The organism is Dietzia alimentaria 72, assembly GCF_000226215.1.
In the GTDB taxonomy this organism is placed as follows: Bacteria; Actinomycetota; Actinomycetes; order Mycobacteriales; family Mycobacteriaceae; genus Dietzia; species Dietzia alimentaria.
The window spans coordinates 1-17,590 of the sequence record NZ_AGFF01000001.1 but is presented as its reverse complement, the minus strand read 5'-3'; the positions used below and the strand labels follow the sequence as shown (position 1 = coordinate 17,590).

The window sequence follows — 17,590 nt, the reverse complement described above, 5'->3', positions numbered from 1 at the left end:
ACCACTCCACGGGACTTACCCATCGTATCCGCTTGGCCGGAACCGGACAGAGCGTCACCTTCGGACTCTCCGGCGCCTGGGGCGCTGGAAAGACGTCGGTATTGAACATGATTCGGCTTGAGCTAGAAGACGACAAGCAGTGGGTGGCTGTCGAGTTCACCCCCTGGGCAACAACCGACCTCGACTCACTGACCGGCGAGTTTTACGAAGTCATCGCATCTGCTATGCCCAAGAAGAGCAAGCGCGGAAAGACAGCTCGCGCAATGCTGATGTCCGCGACGCCGGTGGCAACCTCGGTGATCAGGACAGCAGCCGAGGGATACTTAGACCAGAAGCTTGGTTCCGGGACCTGGCAGAAGATCGCTGATACCGCTACCTCATCCACCCTGGACGAGCTTAAAAACTACACTCCCGCTCCCAATCCGTTCCGCCAGCAGTTCGCGGCGATGTCGAAGGCCATTGGACGCACCGGCGCGAAGGTCTTGGTGATCGTCGACGACCTCGACCGACTGCACACCGACGAACTACTCGCGGTGATGAAAGCGGTCCGGCTACTCGGCAGATTTCCCGGTGTCCACTACCTGCTCTCCTATGACAAGCGCACCGTGCTGGACCTGATAGGAGCGTCCGATCTCGCAGGCAAGGACCCCGACCGAGCTCGTGCCTACCTTGAGAAGATCGTGCAGTACCCGTTCGAGCTCCCGCCACTGCAGTCTGCCCACAGTCGCCGTGAAGTCACCGAGCAACTCACCGCCATCGCCCACCGATACGGATGTGACCTCACCGGCACCGATCCCAGCAATGGAAGAGAGTGGGATCTCATCGACGAGCTACTGGACCTGCTCCCGTCCATCGACAACACCACACTGCGGGCGATCTACCGCTGGTGCGCTCAAGTAGACGTTCTGATGGCTCTACTCGGACGAGGGCACCTCGATCTTCTCGACGCGGCGCTGGTCACCTATCTACGACTGCACCACGAGCGGATCTACGATCGCCTGCCAGCGTGGCGTTCCAAGCTCGTCGGGGAACCCCCCCAGTATCTGATGTCCTCAAATAACGGGCGCGACACCGCCGAGGACTGGCTGACCCGCCTTCGCAAAGAAGCCCCCGGAATGAGCGAACCCGAGCTCGCTGACGTCTACCAGATCCTGGTCTACCTATTTCCAAAGCTGCCACACCAGAGGCCCTCCCGCACGCGCCCACTCACCACAACCCTGCAGGTGCACCACGACGAGTTCTTCGACCGCTACTTCATGTTCACCCTGCCTGTCGGTGACATCAGCGATGTCACAGCATCAGAAGAAGTATCCTCGCTGCTCAGCGAAGGAAGCCTCCGTCAAGGCTGCGTGCTGCGCACGTTCATCGATGCTGGCGGTGACAATCGGCAACTCGCCCTACGAAAGCTGCGCCGCGAACTCGGACGCTTCGTCACCAATGCCTCACCGGAGAGCGCCTTGGCCGCCTTCGAGCATCTATGGCCATCGTTGCTTAACGAGCACGGCGATTTGTCCTGGCTCAGTGCCAATCAAGAAATCGCTGCGATACTCTTTGAGCGGGCTATAGAGGCCAGCTCGGACACCGACGCCGCTCGCGCGGTAGTGAATCAGATACGGCAGCGTCTCAGTCTGCGCGCCATCACCCAGGTACTCGTGATGTTCCGCCGTGGCAGCGACAACTACCCTGCCCCGATCGCCTCCGCCATCACCGATGTTCGTGACGAAGTACTGAGAATGTGCATGGATGATATGACTTCCCCGCAACCGCATCAGGAGGGGCAAGTACTAACTTTCATCCATTTCCTGACCACCGACATGTACACAGAGCTGCGACGCCGCATCGACAGCGAGGGGCTGACCCAGCTCGACGTGGCAGCTCGCATGGTGGCCAAGGACAGCGATATGCGAGAAGACCTGCAGGGCTTCTATCACAAACCGTTCGAGGAGATCTACCAGCGCGAGCACTGGGACCCCACGCAGTTCCAGGATCCACCGTCGGTCGAAGATCTCCCGGAACGGGAGGACTATTCGGTTGATGCACGACAGGCGAAGGCGAAGTTCGCCATGCACTCGATCTTGCTCGGAATGACGAGTAATCAACCCGACTAACCAGGCTTGGTGATCACTCCATTGTTGCCAGCCATCGTCACGCTCCCCGCAGCCGTCCTCACATAAACGACGTCAGGTCCAGTTCGTCAAGTAGTGCCCCATAGAGTGGTGTAACTCGGTGGCCGAGATCGTCTGCGATTCCGTGTTGTGCACGGGTGTAGAGCGGCCACCGTGTGATCCTTCGAGTCAACCTTCTACCGAATCCTCGAACGGAGTCATCACGATGACCGCACCTCATATTGTCGACCCTGCAGGCCTGCTTGGCCAAGCCCTATCTGACGCGTCGCCGGATCTGATACGCGAGCTGCTGGGAGACCATGATCAACGCCCTGCTCTCCGCCGATGCCGACGCTGTGTGCGGCGCCGAGTGGAACGCCCGCTCGGCTGAGCGCACCAACTACCGCAACGGTTACCGCCACCGGCCCCTGGATACCCGGGTCGGCACCGTCGACGTCGCCGTCCCGAAGCTGCGCTCGGGCTCCTACTTTCCCGAGTGGCTGCTCGAGCGCCGCAAGCGAGCCGAGTCCGCGCTGATCACCGTCGTAGCCGACTGCTATCTGGCCGGGGTGTCTACCCGCCGGATTGACAAGCTGGTCACAACTCTCGGCATCGACTCACTATCCAAGTCGCAGGTCTCACGCATGGCCGAAGACCTCAGAGCAGGTCGCCGCGTTCCGGCACCGCCGCCTGGACGAGGCCGGGCCGTTCACCTTCGTCGCCGCCGATGCGTTGACAATCAAGGTCCGCGAGAACAAGCAGGTCGTCAAGGCTTCCGTGCTGCTGGCCACCGGCGTCAACGGCGACGGCCACCGCGAGGTGCTGGGCATACAGGTCGCCACCAGCGAGACGAAGGCCTCGTGGAACACCTTCTTCGCCGACCTGGTGGCCCGTGGCCTGGGCGGGGTGCGGCTGGTGACCTCCGATGCCCACGCCGGGCTGGTCGGGGCGATCGCGGCGAACCTGCCGGGAGCCGCGTGGCAACGCTGCCGCACCCACTACTCGGCGAACCTCATGGCCGTGTGCCCCAAGTCCATGTGGCCGGCCGTGAAAGCCATGCTCCCGCAGCGTGTATGACCAGCCCACCGCCGAGGCCGTCAATGCCCAGTTCGACCGGCTCCTCGAGTACACCGAAGGTCGGCTACCCGACGTGGCCGACCACCTCGGCGACGCCCGCGAGGACCTGCTCGCCTTCACCACGTTCCCCGACGACGTGTGGCGCCAGATCTGGTCCAACAACCCCACCGAGCGGCTCAACCGCGAGATCCGCCGCCGCACCGACGTCGTGGGCATCTTCCCCAACCGAGAGGCCATCGTCCGCCTCATCGGCGCCGTCCTGGCCGAGCAGACCGACGAATGGGCCGAAGGCCGCCGATACCTCGGACTCGAAGTCCTGGGCCGCTGCCGACTCACCCTGACCACCGACACCGACACCAGCTCGACGACGGAGGTGACCACTGATGCACTGATGCAACTACCCGCCTGATCACCAACGAAGGATCACAAACCAGTTACACCACTTCTAGGGGCTTGACCGTTCGTCATCGCACTTATCTACAAGATTCCCGATAAGCGTGACTCTGTACGGGCCGTCCCAAGTATGCGCCGATAATGTTGGGTTCTGTCATGTTTGCTGGTCCACGGAATGAGACTAGATGCCGCTGACGGCTCGTTCTGCGTGCCCGCCGAGAGCTTTCTCGCGCCGCGCCGAGAGCGAGCTTCCGCGTACGTTCGGGATACTAATGTCGTACACAGACCGTAGTCTCCAGAAAATGACGACGAGTTTAGATCCCGAGGACTTCGATCCTTACGCCGCGTATCGTCCAAGTGATCCAGACGATCTTGTCTCGGCCGTGGCCCACGCTCTGGCCTGAGTTCCACAAGTTTACGGCGTTTCAAGGCTCTCGGTGGTGATCGTAGCTGTTCACAGCGTCGAAGGCGTGGATGGCAGGTCACTAATTCGCGGGTCGTGGAGAGACGCCCGAGCATGATTTCGGCCAGCGACAGGGAAGTTCCGGGCCGCCACGCCCCGGAAAACCCTGGTTGATCCTTGGTTCAAGGAGGTTCGAGCGGCTTCCGCAGCGCCCCCGTGCGCGATATTTGGACGCACGTTCTCTGGCGGCTTCTTTCCGGGCGCCTGGTGACCCCGCCGCCGGTAGAGATCGATGAAAGATGCAGCGTCAGTGACCTGCAAGGGGCTGCGCTCGACTCATAAAACTCGCTGCTCTGCGACATCCTCGCCGACAGCGAGCGCGAGCTGGTCCTTGCCGTGGAAGCGGGTCACTAAAAGTTGTGGAACTCAGGTCTGGCAATGAGCTACGGATTTTCGATCGAGCCGGATGCTGAGGGCAGTTTTCGGGCCCTTCCGGATTTAGAGTGCGTTGATCCGGTTCTGGAGCTGTCCGGAGTGGATCAGTGACCGCAAGATGTAGTGCTTGAGGTTGCGGAAGCCCAGGGCGATCCCGCGGAGGTGTTCCAGTCGGCCGTTGATGGCCTCGACGGGGCCGTTGGAAGCCCCGACGTCGAAGTAAGCGAGGATCTCCCGATGCCGCTTCCACAATGACCGGCCGAGCTGCGCGAGCTCCGACAGTTCTGCGGGTACACCGGCCCGGATCGACTTGAGGAGCTTGTACATCGCGATCTTGCCCTCCCGCCTTCCCGAGGCCTCGTAAGCCGTGATGAGTCGCTGGTAGACGCCGTAGGTGACCTCCACTGCGGCGTGCGCAGCATTGGCGGTGAAAGCCTTGAACAGCCGCACTTTCTGCTTGTCGGTGAGCAGCTCAGCCCGGGTGTTCAACGTTCGGCGGATCCCGTACAGGGGGTCGCCGGTGCGGCCCCGGTGCCCGGTGGTGGCCTGCTGAATCCGCTGGCGGCACACGGTCAGCTTCTCGGCGGCCAGATGCACGACGTGGAACGGATCCATCACCGTCCGGGCAGCGGGCACAGCCTTGGCGGCGGCGGTGTGGTAGCCGGCAAACCCATCCATCGTCACCACCTTGATCCGGTCCCGAAACTCCTGGTCGCGGGCATCGAGCCACTCGGTGAGCGTCTTCGCCGAACGCCCCGGGGCCATGTCCAGCAGGCGAGAAGGGCCGGTGCCGTCCACCACCGGGGTCAGGTCGACCAGCACGGTCACAAACGAGCTGCTGCCGTCACCGCGGACGTGCTTCCACTTGTGCTCATCGACCCCGAGGACACGGACTCCGTCGAAGTGTCCCGGCTGTTCGTAGACCATCGTGCGAGTCTCCGAGACCGCCAGGTCATTGACGAGATCCCACCCCAGCCCGAGGGCCTTGGCCACCGCGGAGACGCTGGTGCGGTCGATCGCCAGACGCTGCAGAATCCAGCGGCTGCAGCGGCGGGTGGTCTTGGCCCGCGGCTCGGCCAACGCCGGCATCCGTTGCTGGAAGATCCTCGTGGCGCACTCGGTGTTGTCGCAGGTGAAGCGCGGTACCCGTACGTGCAGTCTGGTGGGATGCCCGACGATCGGCAGATCCGTCACCTTCCGCTCGACATGATCCCGCAGGCGCCCAGCGGTTCCGCAGTCCGCGCAGATCGGGTCGAGTGTGACCGGGGCGCAGAACAGGTGCGTGAACTCGTCGGCCACGGCGGCGTCGGTGATGGTCACCCCGAGTTCGACGGTGCGGCAGATGGTGTCGGCGAGCAGGCTGGCGGTAGCGTTCAAAGCGGGTCCTGGGGTGTTCGATGCGTGGCGTGGGAACCTGCATCTTCACACGCCCCAGGACCCCTACATCTTGTGCCTCACCGCATCACCGGCGAACCCCAGTTACGCACTCCGGATCCGGAAGGGCCAGTTTTCGCATTCAGCTCGGCAGCTCGGGCATGGTGGTGACCCCTCGGCCTGAGGGGGTTCTCTCGATGGTGTCGTTTGTGGTGACTGGGATGACCACTCCAGCTGCGGCGCAACCTGTCGTCGAAGCCCTCAACGACCAAGCAACATTCGTACGTTTTCAAATCCTCGGCGACGCCGTGGTGGCCTCCTGTGACGCGCCGGCAATCCCGTTCGTTCCGCAGCACTTGTACACATTGATCAACACCGTCGGCGAGGTCTTGGATTTCGCCGGCCCTCAGATCACCGAGTGCGCTGGCGGGAAGACTCTCGCGGACGTACTGCAAACCCCAGAACGCCCCTCGCTACCTGCACCTTTCACCGCAGACGTCCGCGCTGCTCTAAAACAGTACGTGTACATGCTCATCGATCCCCGCGACGACAGCGCGTTCTACATCGGCAAGGGAACCGGCGACCGCGTATATCACCATGTCTGGTCTGCACTCGGTGACGAGCCCCCTTCAGGCGAAGGGCACGAGCTGCTCATCGACAGCGAGCACGGCGACAACCGTGCGGTGCGCACGGCGAAGGCCGACCGAATCCGGCAGATTGCCGCGGCGGGCATGGCTGTGGAACACCACATTATTCGGGTCTGCGACAGCCGTGAGGAAGCCTTCGCCGTGGAACAAGCGTTGATCTCAGGCTTTCGCATCGGTGCGGGCCAGTCCGAATACGGCGATCTAGCCAATGTCGTCAGCGGCCACTACCGCTTCGCGATTGACGACACCCGGGCCGAGGAGATCGCTCTTCGTCTTGGTGCTGAGCCAGCTCCGGAGTTGCCGAGGCCCAGTCTCGTCCTCAAGGTCAACGCGGCTGGTGCCACCGATGATCCGGACAAGATATACGACGCAGCCCGCCGCGCCTGGTCAGTTAGGGCCACTCTACGGTCCACCCCTGACTTGCCCGTCTTCGTCGTGGCTCATGATGTCGTCCGTGCGGTGTACCGAGCCCACCGTTGGACCGCCCTCGACCGAGCGGAGGGCAAGAGTGGCGTTGTGTGGGAATTCGACGGAGTGCTTGATCCCGAGCTCAACGCCAACTTCACCGGAAAGCGTCTCGTCCCGACCGACTTCGGGCAGACCAACTGGGGCCAGCAGGGATGTCACCCTCTTATTTGACTGATCGGAGCGACCTAGCTGAGGCAACCGCCGGCGAGCCCTGGTCGGTCTAGTCTCCGAGTTCCTTGAAGCTAGGCGCCCCCGGTTCCCAGATGCCGATAAGTCGTGTTCCGTCATGTTCGCAAGACAGAACTCTCTGTCCGAACTGAGTCCAATTGAAACGCTAGCTAGAGCGGTGGCTCTTCGCTGCCGGGTCCGACGCCACTCCAACAGCTGCCTCCCGTGTTGGGGAAGAACTTGGCTCGGACCGTGCAGTCTCCCTGGTTGGGACCGTCGAGGTATGCGCTCAAGTCAGGCTCGATCGGCGTGTACGGGGCATAAACCCCAGGCGCCAATGCCACGTACTCCTGTTCCGCGCTTCCCGAGAACCCGATAACTCGGTAGTCGATGGAGGCCCCACTGACTTTCACCGGGTACCCCGGTAGCACTGGGTCGCCGGACGGATAGGTCAGCTCAGCAGACGAACGAGTCCCGGTCCGACTCGACCCGGTGCTACGGCCCTTGGGAAACCACAGTGGGAAAACGGTTTTCTTCTCGCTTGAAACTACGTCCTCATCGGCGAGCACCGTTCCGTTGGAACGGTCGGTCAGCTGAACAGAGCAGTCGGTTCCTGTTCCGGTAGTAGAGACGACGAACCCGACAACTCCACCGGTGTCGGTGGTTAGCTCCTTTTCGTAGCGACTCACCACTTCGTCAGTGCCGACGCCAACTGCATCTGCCACCTCTTTCGGAGGAATGCGAGCTTGGGCTTCGGCGCTGCCGACGACGGTCATGGAACTGGCACCGTCGTCCATGTAGGACTCGTTTACCAACGCATATTCGGGACCGCTGCACTTGACCACGGCTTTGACTGCGGCGGGCGTACCCACTTCCACGTAGATCAGTTGGTCTTCCGAGTAAGTGCTCTCGTCCTGTGCCGACAGCACACCGACCGAGGTCTGGGAACGCTGGGTGGTTCGGGGGGTGTCGGCATCGGAGTTGGTCGATTCCTCACCCTGACTAGATCCACAGGCGGAGACTAGGACCAGCGCAGCGGCAACAGTGACTACTCGGGAAAAACTCAAGACAATCAACTCTCAATTTAGAAATTAACAGTGGCTTACATTAACACCGCCAACAACTAACTGCGGGCCTGCAGCGTGGTGTGGGTCTGATTGCGATCGGTTGACCACTGGACCACGCCATCCTTCTTCGCGGCGACATTGGTAAGCATGTGCGCGTCTCGCCGTAGCTACCGGCGTTTTATGGCGGGTGGTTCGAGGAGGGACAGGTCTGGAGGGATCGCTAAGGGTCCCGCGACGCGCTGGAGATCGGAAAGGTATGGGCGGGCGAATTCGGCGAGGTCGCGACCGGCTTCGGTAAGTCGGCGGGGCGGACCGCCAAACAGCGGTTCGTCTAGCGCGGCTTCGAGGTGCTTCGTTTCGCGTTGAATCTGGCTTTTTGACAGTCCGAGTGCAGCCGAGGCAGCTTTGTGCGTGGGAAGCTCGTGTGTGAGGACAAATCGGTAGATGCGCAACGCGAGGTGGTGTTCGCCTGCTAGTGCGAGGTGGATGAGTTCTTCTATGTCTCCCGCGGTGGATGCTGCGAATTCGATGGACAGGCTGGAGCGGCGTAGGTCGCTGCGGCCGGCGTTAATGAGGAAGTGGGTGCTGCGCCCCGCTGGTGCCCAGGTTTGGGCTTGGGAGTTCCAGACCAGGTCGAAAGCGACCGGTTCACCGATGCGGTGTTCGAGCAAGAGGCGCTCGGCGACTTCTCCAGCCGCGTGTTGGAGGTCGGGGTGCATGTCGCGCACGAAGCTGCGGTATTGGTACGCCGCTGGGCCGTGCAGGAGTTTGGCGCCGTAGGTGACGAACGGGTCGTATCCGGTGAGTAACTGCCATACGTAGCGGCTGATCATCCAGCTGAAGGCGCTGGTTTTGTAGGCGCTACCGGCGCGGCTTAACCGCCGCAGACGTACTGATCCGAGTTCTGCGGGGGCCGGAAATAGTCGTCGCCGCCGCCGGTAGTCGATCGGCGGTGGGTGCGCCATCAGATGGTCGTGGAGGGTAGCCAGGTAGTCCACCGCAGTGGTCCCGGCTTCGTTCGAGATCAAGTGGTTCAGAGCTGACCGTAGTGCCGGTGTTTCTGCGTTCAGTCCGAACTGTGTGGCGAGGTTGTCTAGTTTGGGTCGGCGTCCGATTGCTGCGAGGGCGATCGGGGCAAGGTAGGGAAATCCGCGTGCGACGCGCGGTGGTAGTTCTGGGCAGTGCCGTACGGCTTCTGGCCACAGGCACGAGGGCAATGACATGGCGTCGATAGGGTGGGGTCGAAGGTGGGACAACCCGGAAATGGAATGGCCTTGACGTCGGTGACCTTGGGCGCTGGAGATCGGTGTTGACGTCCGCTCGGGCCGAGTGACACCAAATAGACGTTCCAGGTACCTGGAGTGGAGCGGCCTATTAGTTCGGCGCAGTGAGTCGCGGATGACCTTGATCCGATCTTCGCTCAGCCAGTCGGTGCGTGTCAAATCAAATGAGACGTGCAGTGGTCGGTTGAGCTTGGCTAGTTTCGGGTGAGCGGGCGTCGGGGTCGTTGATGGTCACTTTCTCCGGTAGTCGGGGTGGTCGTGGTCGTCGGGTGAACCGTTCGGGGTGCTTGGCATAGGCGGCATCCAGGACGAGCTGGCGACTGTCGCGGATGTGCTCGGCGGTGCCGTCGTGGACGCTGGCCGGGGTGTGCAGACCAATCCCTGAGTGCCGGTGCTCGTGGTTGTACCAGCAGATGAATCGGTTCATCCAGGCCCTGGCGTGGCCGATGCTGGCGAACCGCTCGGGGTAGTCGGGTGTGTACTTCATGGTCTTGAACTGGGACTCGCTGTAGGGGTTGTCGTTGCTGGTCCGCGGCCGATTGTGGGATCGGGTGATGTCCAGGTCGCACAGCAGTGAGGCCAACGGTTTGGAGGTCATCGCCGCGCCCCCGTCGGCGTGCAAGTACCCCGGCGCCCGGCCCTGCTCAGCGATGGCGTCGGCGACCAGGTCCGCGGCGAGTTCGCCGTCTTCGACGGTCTCGATGCGCCACCCGACGACGTAGCGGGAGTAGATGTCGATGACGACGTAGGCGTGGTACCAGATTCCCTTGGCAGGGCCTCGCATTTTCGTGATGTCCCAGGTCCAGACGTCATTGGCGGCGTGCGCGATGAGTTCGGGGATCTTGCGCGGCGGGTGGGTGGCCTGCCGGCGGCGTTCACCGTTCATCCGCGCAGTGGCCAGGATCCGGTGCATGGTGCGCTGCGAGCAGTGGTACCGGCCGGCGTCGAGTTCGCGGGCCCAGACCTGGGCTACCGACAGGTCGGCGTAGGCCTCGCTGGTCAGGACCGTCAGGATCGCCTCACGTTCGGTGGCGTTGAGCTCGGCCGGGTGCTGAGGTTTCGGGTGCGGACCGTACGGGCGCGGCGTGGGGTTCGCCTGCCGGTGATGGGTGGCTCGCGACCGCCCGACCAGGGCACATGCCCGCACCACACCTAGCAGCGTGGTCAGTAGCTGCGCGGTCTCGGCTTGCCAGGTGCGCCATGCCGCCCGGCTCACTCCTTGTTTTTCCTGGAGAGTGCCTCCAAGAATGCGACACCTTTTCCCATGACCTCCAGCGCGGCGTCACGGTCGGCGATGACCTGGTCCTTTCGGGCGGCGTCCGACTCGAGCTTGCCGACCTGCTTTTCCAGCTCGGCGATACGCGCCTGCTCCGGCGATATGCCCGCTCGGGGCTTCTCCTTAGACACCCTGCCCAGTGTTCCGGCTTCGATCTGGGCCCGCCACTGTTTGACGCTGGAATCGTAGAGACCCTCGCGGCGCAGTACCTGACCCTTGGAGCCCGCCGGGGCCTGGTCGTACTCGGCGACGATCCGCCGCTTGTACTCCGCGGTGAACGTCCGCCGCGCCGACCGCCCGGCCCGCGGGGATTCCACCGCGGTCTGCTGCGTCGAGGCCGTCGCCGGTGCCTGCTCCGAGGCCTCCACGGCCCCCTCAGTAGTAGCGATGATCGTCATGCTGGGTTCTCTTTCTACTCTTGCCCCAATCCCTCAACCAGCCAGCCCGGGTGTCTCAACTCAGTCTGGCGGATAGGGAGTGGTCTCGGATCGGGTATGGGCTGGCCTTCTTCGTGCGGGGGTCATCGAGGATAAGCAGCGCCATGGTGGTGGCCAGCTGCATGACGGCCGGTGGTGGCTGACTGGAAATCTCGATCGCGCCCGTCGTTTGGTAAGGGTTCTGGTCCCCGTGCTGGAGCTGCGGGGCCGCAGGACCGGCCAGTTCGAGTTCCTCGAAGCTTGCCCCGCTGGAGGTCACTGCGTGGAGTGCGTGACGGGTGAGGATCGTCAGGTCAGCGAAGAAGTGCCTAGCGGTTATGGGGACTTCGGCGGAATAGGACAGCTGTGCGTGCCCGTGGTCGAGAACTTTTTGGAGGGCCGACGCGGCGACCAGAAGCGCTGATGATGACGGGAGTTGGACGGCCTCGCACTGGGCCAACAACTGGGTACAGCATGCGTCTGGGCACAGTTTTCCACGGCGATTTCCGAGAATGTCTTGGACAAAGGGCGGGTGTGGGTAGGCCGACTTACGTGGAGGAGTTTCGCACGTTGGGCAACGATGTACCAGCAGGCACTGGTGAGTGAGGCAGACGTTGACCCAAGCCAGGTGCCAGTCGAGTTTCCATCGCATGTCCCGTTCGGTGAGGCAGCTCGGGCAGAACTTCGTTCCGCCATACCTGGCCCAAGTACCTTCGCCCGCCCGGTTCCCGATCACCGGAACTAGGCCGTGCTCGCGGTACCGTTGTAGCGAGGCATTTAAGATGAGTTGGCTGGCCACGCCGGTGTGCGCCTCAAGTCGGCGGGCGGTCTCCGGGAGCAGTGAAGCGGTGAGAGGGCTTGCTTTTGCGCGTCCGTTGAGCAGGGTTGACTGGGTGGCAATATCTCGTGGAGCGCAGCTGTTGAGGCTGGCCAGCAGTTCTATCCAACTGTCGATGGACTCATCGGGAAGAAGCGGCGTGGTTATGGCTAGCATCGCTGTCCCCGGGACCGTGCAGCCGTGATGAGACTGTCGACTGTGGCGATGCGGTCCTGTCGGATCGACTGAGTGAGAGTGTCCTTGGCTAGCTCAAACGACAGGCCAGTAGATCCGTGCGACAGCGCGAACAGGTTCTGTCGGAAGGTGGGGTTCCTGAGGATCGACCAATCGTATCCGGGAATCTTCTCGATTTCGGTCGTGAAGCGATTGATGCGGTTCGTCCACGCCTTCCGGTGCTCAGGGGCGGACAACGGCACCATCTCGATAAGGCGGATGCGCCGCTGCAACTGGGTGGCCGCGGAGTACTCATCCGAGGTGCTGCTTGTTTTGAACAGCGCGCTGCGTTGGAGGCCGGCACCGACGAAAACGAAACTCACTGGGAGTCGATCGACGGTGCGCTTGAGGTCGTCGGTGAGATCTCGGGCGGCACCGACCCGGCGAAGCATATGTGCGTCATCGATGACGATGAGTCGCGTTCCGACACTGGGCAAGTATCGTGCGAGGTGCTCGAGCAGATCGTCGGCCACGGCTTTTCGGCTTCCCAACGGCGAGTGAACAAAACCCGCTATGGCCCTGAGCAACCTGGGGAAGCTCGCGCCTTGGTCGCTGACGTAGACCACTGGAAAATGGCGGACATGCACCTCTGGTTTCGTTGGTGGTGGACTGTTGAGAAGTTCGTCGTGGATGCGCAGCATCGCCGTGCTGACGGCCACGGTCTTCCCCAGAGCCGAGTCGCCGTCGATGGCGAGAATTTGACGACTGCCCTGGTACTGGCCGCCGTTACGGAATAGTTGATCCCGGATGGCGCCTTGGATGAGGTGAATGTCAGACGTCTCAATCGGCTTCAGGCCGGAGATCCACGAGCCGACCGCGACGCGGTCACTGTGGTCGAAGTCGAGCGGCAAAGCCGGACAGTGGCGCGCAAACTGTGGCCAATCTGCTTGGACCTGCAAGGACAGGGGATGCTCAGGAACGTGCAGGTTCACCACAGGTCTCCTTCGTCAATGAGCTCATCGAGACAGTCATCAAGTTCCAACGACAGGGGGTAGACCGTGTCGTCGGAATCGTCGTTGTCGCCCATCACGGTGGGGTCCCCGACGGGATCGGGAACGGAGTTCAGGATGCGGATTTGGTCGATGTCCAAGGTGCGGGGTGCGGTTTGGGTGAGTTCATCGATTACGCGCACGAAGGTGCTGCGGCGGCGTACTTCGGATTCCTTTGACGGCAGTGGGCGGGCGTCGGCGGCTGCGATCTCGCTGGCAATGGAGTCGCTGAACGGTGGAAGGGCGCTCCCGTTTCGATCAATGGCGTGCAAGACGTGCCAGCGACCATGGTCGTCACGGAAGAACACTCTGGACCTGTCGTCGGGGTCATAGCGCACGCTCTGCTTGCGTTTGAGCGATACCAGGGGTGAGATTTCCCCGCTCTTGATCTTCCGCAGCGCGGGCCCGTCATAGCGCAGACCATTGCAGCGCACTCCGTCGGATTGGACGGTGACATCGGCGCTGTCCAAGATGGTGTAGACATCGTCTGGTGTCAGATGGCACTCCAGGGTGGCTCCGCGCCGCATGGCTAAGTCGAACGCTTGCGCTGGAGAATAGAACTTCCCTTTGGCGCCCTGCACCGGAAGTCCAGAGTGTGGCCGGTGCATGTACTCGTCCAGCAACCAGGTTCTGAGGACCACTGCCAGCTCGCTGAACGAGAAGAGGGGACCAAGTTTGTCGCCGCGGTGTTCGGGCCCGCGACCGACGTATCCTTGCAGGTCCTGTTGGAATAAGTCCAGGGTCCGATTGACGGACTCGACGTAGCCTTTATCTGAGCCGGTTCTGGTGCGGGCGTAGACGATGTCGCACCCCCAGTTGCGGAGTAGTTCGATGACCTTGGTGTTTTCGAACTCCTTCCCGTGGTCGCTGACGATGGTTCCCACGTTCATGCGGAAGGGGTATTCGGGAAGGGTCACTGACTCTGGAACTCCCAGCGGTAGCGAGCTTTCGTCGAGGTCGAGTCCGGTTGCCAGGGGTCCGTAGACGTCCCAGAGCAGTAGCCGCACATCCTTGCTGTTCGGTGGGGTCGGGGTAAGGCGAATGAACATCACTCGGCTGAGCACACAGATGGCGACAATTGCCCATGGGCGAATCGGTTTTCCTCCGCTCGGGGGTCGCACCAGGACGTTCATCTGAGTCGAGTCGATCTCAATCTGCTCGCCGGGGTACGACGGTGGAGGGCGCCGGCGGCCGCGGGTGGAGCGCGACTGCACGCTACGTCGACTTCGAGCGGTTTGGCGCAGGCGGAGCGGTTCCCAGATCTGCCGGACGATGCCTTCGAATTTGTGGTGTGTCAGGATCGAGGTGTCCAGGCCTGCTTCGTCCAGATCGGTTCGTGCGCGCACCATGCACGCCATGAACGTCACGGTGGACTCGTTGCGCGCCATTTTGTTTAAGGAACGGTAGATCCGGTCGATAATCTCCGGGTCCACTCCATCGGAGGGCATTGCGGGCTCGGTGGTTGGCTTGGCGTACGGGGCTAGCCCGTTCGTACCGTGTTCCTGATACACCTTGACCATCCGGTGCAGAGAGCTCGTGGAATATCCCGCTACGCCGGAGAGCTGGTCGGCCTTGATGGCGACGCGGGTGGTCAGGCTCGAGCGTGCTGGGTCGAAGCGGGGGTCAGAGTCGACACTGACGACCCCGCTTGGATCACCGTAAAGGATCTCCAGCACATGGCCGGTACGCTCCCGCGCCACTTGCAGTTGACGATCGGACAACCCATCCCCGGCATCGCGAAGAATGGGATCCAATTGCGCGGGGCCATCGTCGTCGAAGCCGTACGTGGCTCTATACAGCTGCATCGACTTGGCTAGCGTCACCTCAATATGCTCGCCCGACTGGTCAACCAGGATCGCCGTTGCGGGGATCGTCTCCGCGTTGATCGAATGAAGCCTCACGCGCAGGGTCTGATAGGAAATTCGCTGTCGATCCCGAATCCGTGACGCGCGCTCATCGCCACACCCCGATCGTTGAGGTGCGGATCGGAACTTCCAGGTCAATATCTAGGTGGCACTGCGCGATCGCTCGGATCGCTCGAGTCCGCCCAAGTTCGGCGCCGCCACATTCCCGGGCAAGACGGCCAAGTGATATGGACTCGCCGGCTGTGCCGGGCGACCACCACGGTTCGCACGACACTGGGTGTTTCCATCGCCACGCGGACAGTGCTCGGAGATTGACGTGACATTGCCGCGACAACGACCCCAGTAGGTCGTACCCGAGGCCATGCTGGCGGCACGTGTCCGGGAGAAGTTCTTCCAGCATGAATGAGGCGAAACCGGTCAGATGATGGTCGGGTTTGATCGCCATCAACGTCATGCCCTCGTGGGTTTCAGTCGTCAGGTCGATGAAATGGTTGACAAATCCAATATCTTTGATCGGCCACGACACGACACACCCTTGCGAGCGGTAACCCAGCACATCCTCCCTGCGATCAAGAATCGTCATCCATGCCAGTTCGAGGAGGGACTCAGCGAAGACGATGTGGTGGCGGCCGTCGAGGGAGAACCGCGTTGAATGGGTCGCGATTGATGACCGAGCGCCGTGGTAGGAGCCCAGCCGGCGTATCCCCACCAGGTCCGTCACTGACTTCGTCCCAATCCTCCTCAGCGGAGACACGTCGACCGTTTTGCCGTCGGGGGAGGTGACGACGCGACAGTTGGCGATCGCGTGATCGCGTACCTCTGGATCGGACAGCAACTCCATCGCGTGTTTGCGGCCCACAGTCGGTGCCAGCATGCCCCGTAGTTCCCTGGGGGAGCGGCGAACACCGCCTCGAGCGGTCACGACGGGCGTCGATCTGGAGTGCGGTGAACTGCGGTCAGCAGCGGCTGGCGACGTGATTCGTCTGTGGGGCTTGACGGACAACAAGGGTAGGGGTGATGATGACATGCGAAAGCTCCATATCTGCTGGGTAGGCAGTGGGGTAGGACGGCGAAGCTGATTGCCGAACGAAGTCTCTGAGTGTGGGTCGAGTTGGCGCTCGGCCCACACTCACGTGTGGGGTGCGGTCTTGGTGGGTACCTCCTAGAAAAAAAAGAGTCGCGTCCCCCCGAGGGGTAGCGCGACTCTCCGATGTGGCTGATTGTTGCCGAAGTTCGGCGGTCGCGCAAGGAACTCACACGCGATGCCACGGTCGGGCCGACTGTAGTCGGCTGCTAAAAAATCATTGAAGCTGATGGGCATGCGAGTCCGCAGCTCAGCAAGTTGGCGGCACTCATGCTTGTTATGGGCGTCTTCCAGCGGAGCCAGTGCAGGTCACACTCGGTATGAGAACTTGGTCGGGGTGGGCCGACTGTCTGCGGTTCGAATCGCGTCTTGGCGAGCCCGGTGGGCAGCAGGAAAGGCCTGCATCGCGCTCCTAGAGGTGCCTGCGGCGTAGTCTGACGGCAGCGCGTCCGCAGAAGTCGGGGAGGTCACGTCCATGGCGGTCACCCCTAAACAGCGAGCAGCTCTGAACAACGCATTGGCGGACAGCGCCGTCAACGCGGGGCGCTCCCAAGTTTTCGCCGCCTTCGACGCCGTGTTGGCGGGCGTGACCTGGAACCGCACCGCGCAGGCCGATTCGTACGCGGTAGACCGAGACCTTGACTTCCTACGGGAGAACGCGGGATTAGATGATATGTCGGTCCTGGAGTACTGGGACCCGGATGCGGAAGACGACCTGAGACTGTCTGCTGTGGCCGACCGGACGGTCTATCTTTTCGGTCTGACCGCGTCCCCGGAAGAGCTGGCCGAACTGGCAGGCCTCGACCGACGCGACGTCCGGCGGCTGGTGGCCGATGATCGACTCCAGGAGGTCGATCTGGCCGGCCCCCGCTACCCGGAGTGGCAGGTCGGGGCCCAGGGTTTGTTGCCGGGGCTCGCAGTGCTCGTCCCAGTGATGCACCGTTGCGGATTGTTACCGGACAGCATCGCAGCCTTCATGGTCTTGCCGAACGACGAACTGGGTGGGAGAGCGCCTGTCGCTCACCTTGAGGCGGGTGGTAACGCCACCGACGTTGCCGCGTTGGTCGATGCACGAGCCCGAATCTGATGTGTGGCCTCCATGAGGCCGGGCGCGGTCCGCGGATGAGGAGGGTGGCCGTTCCCGCGAGGCGCCGTGCGTTGGGTGGGCTGGCGCGGCGGAAGCCGGTCTGTCCCCGAGTAGCTGCAGCAGTCGTCGAGTTCACTTTGGCTACGTGGCTCTTAGCGCAGCCCCGGTAGTCCCTGGTCTCAGGGAGTAGCTCCGAACGTCGCGTTGATGTCGCGCGCACACCTGAGAACGATTTCCCAGAGCCCGTCTACGTCAACACTCGCGATCGCGAAACCGCGACATTTGTACCGGTGATCCTGTCCGATGAGTTTCGCCAACTCGGCGAATCCGGGATGGAACCTGATTGCCTCGTACTGGTCCAGTTGGCGTAGGCCATCAGGGTGGCAAATAGGGCTTGTCGGT

The 17,590-nt window shown here is 62.4% G+C and carries 12 protein-coding genes and 2 pseudogenes; 4 read left to right on the top strand and 10 right to left on the bottom strand.

Annotation, left to right across the window (positions count from 1 at the left end; all coding sequences use genetic code 11):
* Positions 1-2,108, top strand: a 2,108-nt coding sequence (locus ON04_RS00070) for a KAP family P-loop NTPase fold protein (RefSeq protein WP_010539520.1), incomplete at its 5' end; no start/stop codon positions are given.
* A gap of 223 nt (positions 2,109-2,331) precedes the next feature.
* Positions 2,332-3,591: pseudogene (locus ON04_RS15690) on the top strand (IS256 family transposase).
* Positions 3,592-4,476: 885 nt separating this feature from the next.
* Here the strand turns inward: ON04_RS15690 and ON04_RS00060 are convergent.
* The gene (locus ON04_RS00060; RefSeq protein WP_010539519.1) at positions 4,477-5,790 is read right to left on the bottom strand and encodes an ISL3 family transposase; all 1,314 of its coding nucleotides are present in this window, start codon (positions 5,788-5,790) and stop codon (positions 4,477-4,479) included.
* A 20-nt stretch (positions 5,791-5,810) separates the two neighbouring features.
* On the opposite strand from ON04_RS00060, the gene ON04_RS00055 reads away from it, so the two are divergent.
* Positions 5,811-7,073 carry a T3SS (YopN, CesT) and YbjN peptide-binding chaperone 1 gene (locus tag ON04_RS00055; RefSeq protein WP_420795305.1) on the top strand — a complete coding sequence of 421 codons (1,263 nt, stop codon included), beginning with the start codon at positions 5,811-5,813 and terminating at the stop codon, positions 7,071-7,073.
* 167 nt (positions 7,074-7,240) lie between these two features.
* On the opposite strand, the gene ON04_RS00050 is transcribed toward ON04_RS00055, so the two are convergent.
* From ON04_RS00050 to ON04_RS00015, 9 genes and pseudogenes are all read right to left on the bottom strand, one after another.
* Positions 7,241-7,999, bottom strand: a complete 759-nt coding sequence (locus tag ON04_RS00050; RefSeq protein ID WP_029457359.1) for a hypothetical protein — start codon at positions 7,997-7,999, stop codon at positions 7,241-7,243.
* A 305-nt stretch (positions 8,000-8,304) separates the two neighbouring features.
* Positions 8,305-9,165, bottom strand: coding sequence for a helix-turn-helix domain-containing protein (locus ON04_RS00045; protein ID WP_141564562.1), 861 nt, complete (start codon positions 9,163-9,165; stop codon positions 8,305-8,307).
* A 415-nt stretch (positions 9,166-9,580) separates the two neighbouring features.
* Positions 9,581-10,636: an IS3 family transposase gene (locus ON04_RS00040; protein WP_010539515.1), complete on the bottom strand. Its 1,056-nt coding sequence runs from the start codon at positions 10,634-10,636 to the stop codon at positions 9,581-9,583.
* A complete protein-coding gene (locus ON04_RS00035) occupies positions 10,633-11,094 on the bottom strand; it encodes a transposase (RefSeq protein ID WP_010539514.1) in 462 nt (153 codons plus the stop codon). The genes ON04_RS00040 and ON04_RS00035 overlap by 4 nt, the downstream gene beginning before the upstream one ends.
* A gap of 55 nt (positions 11,095-11,149) precedes the next feature.
* Positions 11,150-11,575, bottom strand: coding sequence for a hypothetical protein (locus tag ON04_RS16880; RefSeq protein WP_010539513.1), 426 nt, complete (start codon positions 11,573-11,575; stop codon positions 11,150-11,152).
* 135 nt (positions 11,576-11,710) lie between these two features.
* Positions 11,711-12,106 (bottom strand): annotated as a pseudogene (locus ON04_RS17300) (TniQ family protein); the annotation flags it as partial.
* Positions 12,100-13,095, bottom strand: a complete 996-nt coding sequence (locus ON04_RS00025; protein WP_158217800.1) for an ATP-binding protein — start codon at positions 13,093-13,095, stop codon at positions 12,100-12,102. The gene ON04_RS00025 and the pseudogene ON04_RS17300, both read right to left, overlap by 7 nt.
* Positions 13,092-15,053: a Mu transposase C-terminal domain-containing protein gene (locus ON04_RS00020; RefSeq protein ID WP_010539511.1), complete on the bottom strand. Its 1,962-nt coding sequence runs from the start codon at positions 15,051-15,053 to the stop codon at positions 13,092-13,094. The genes ON04_RS00025 and ON04_RS00020 overlap by 4 nt, the downstream gene beginning before the upstream one ends.
* Positions 15,054-15,105: 52 nt before the next feature.
* Positions 15,106-15,891, bottom strand: coding sequence for a hypothetical protein (locus tag ON04_RS00015; RefSeq protein ID WP_010539510.1), 786 nt, complete (start codon positions 15,889-15,891; stop codon positions 15,106-15,108).
* A gap of 685 nt (positions 15,892-16,576) precedes the next feature.
* Between ON04_RS00015 and ON04_RS15810 the strand changes: the two genes are divergently transcribed.
* Positions 16,577-17,188: a hypothetical protein gene (locus ON04_RS15810; RefSeq protein ID WP_010539509.1), complete on the top strand. Its 612-nt coding sequence runs from the start codon at positions 16,577-16,579 to the stop codon at positions 17,186-17,188.
* Positions 17,189-17,590: the final 402 nt, after the last annotated feature.

Excerpts from the sequence above, each read along its gene's own strand:
- ON04_RS00055 (WP_420795305.1), top strand. The coding sequence starts at position 5,811 with ATGCGTGGCGTGGGAACCTGCATCTTCACACGCCCCAGGACCCCTACA.
- ON04_RS00035 (WP_010539514.1), bottom strand. The coding sequence starts at position 11,094 with ATGACGATCATCGCTACTACTGAGGGGGCCGTGGAGGCCTCGGAGCAG.
- ON04_RS00015 (WP_010539510.1), bottom strand. The coding sequence starts at position 15,891 with ATGCTGGCACCGACTGTGGGCCGCAAACACGCGATGGAGTTGCTGTCC.
- ON04_RS15810 (WP_010539509.1), top strand. The coding sequence starts at position 16,577 with ATGGCGGTCACCCCTAAACAGCGAGCAGCTCTGAACAACGCATTGGCG.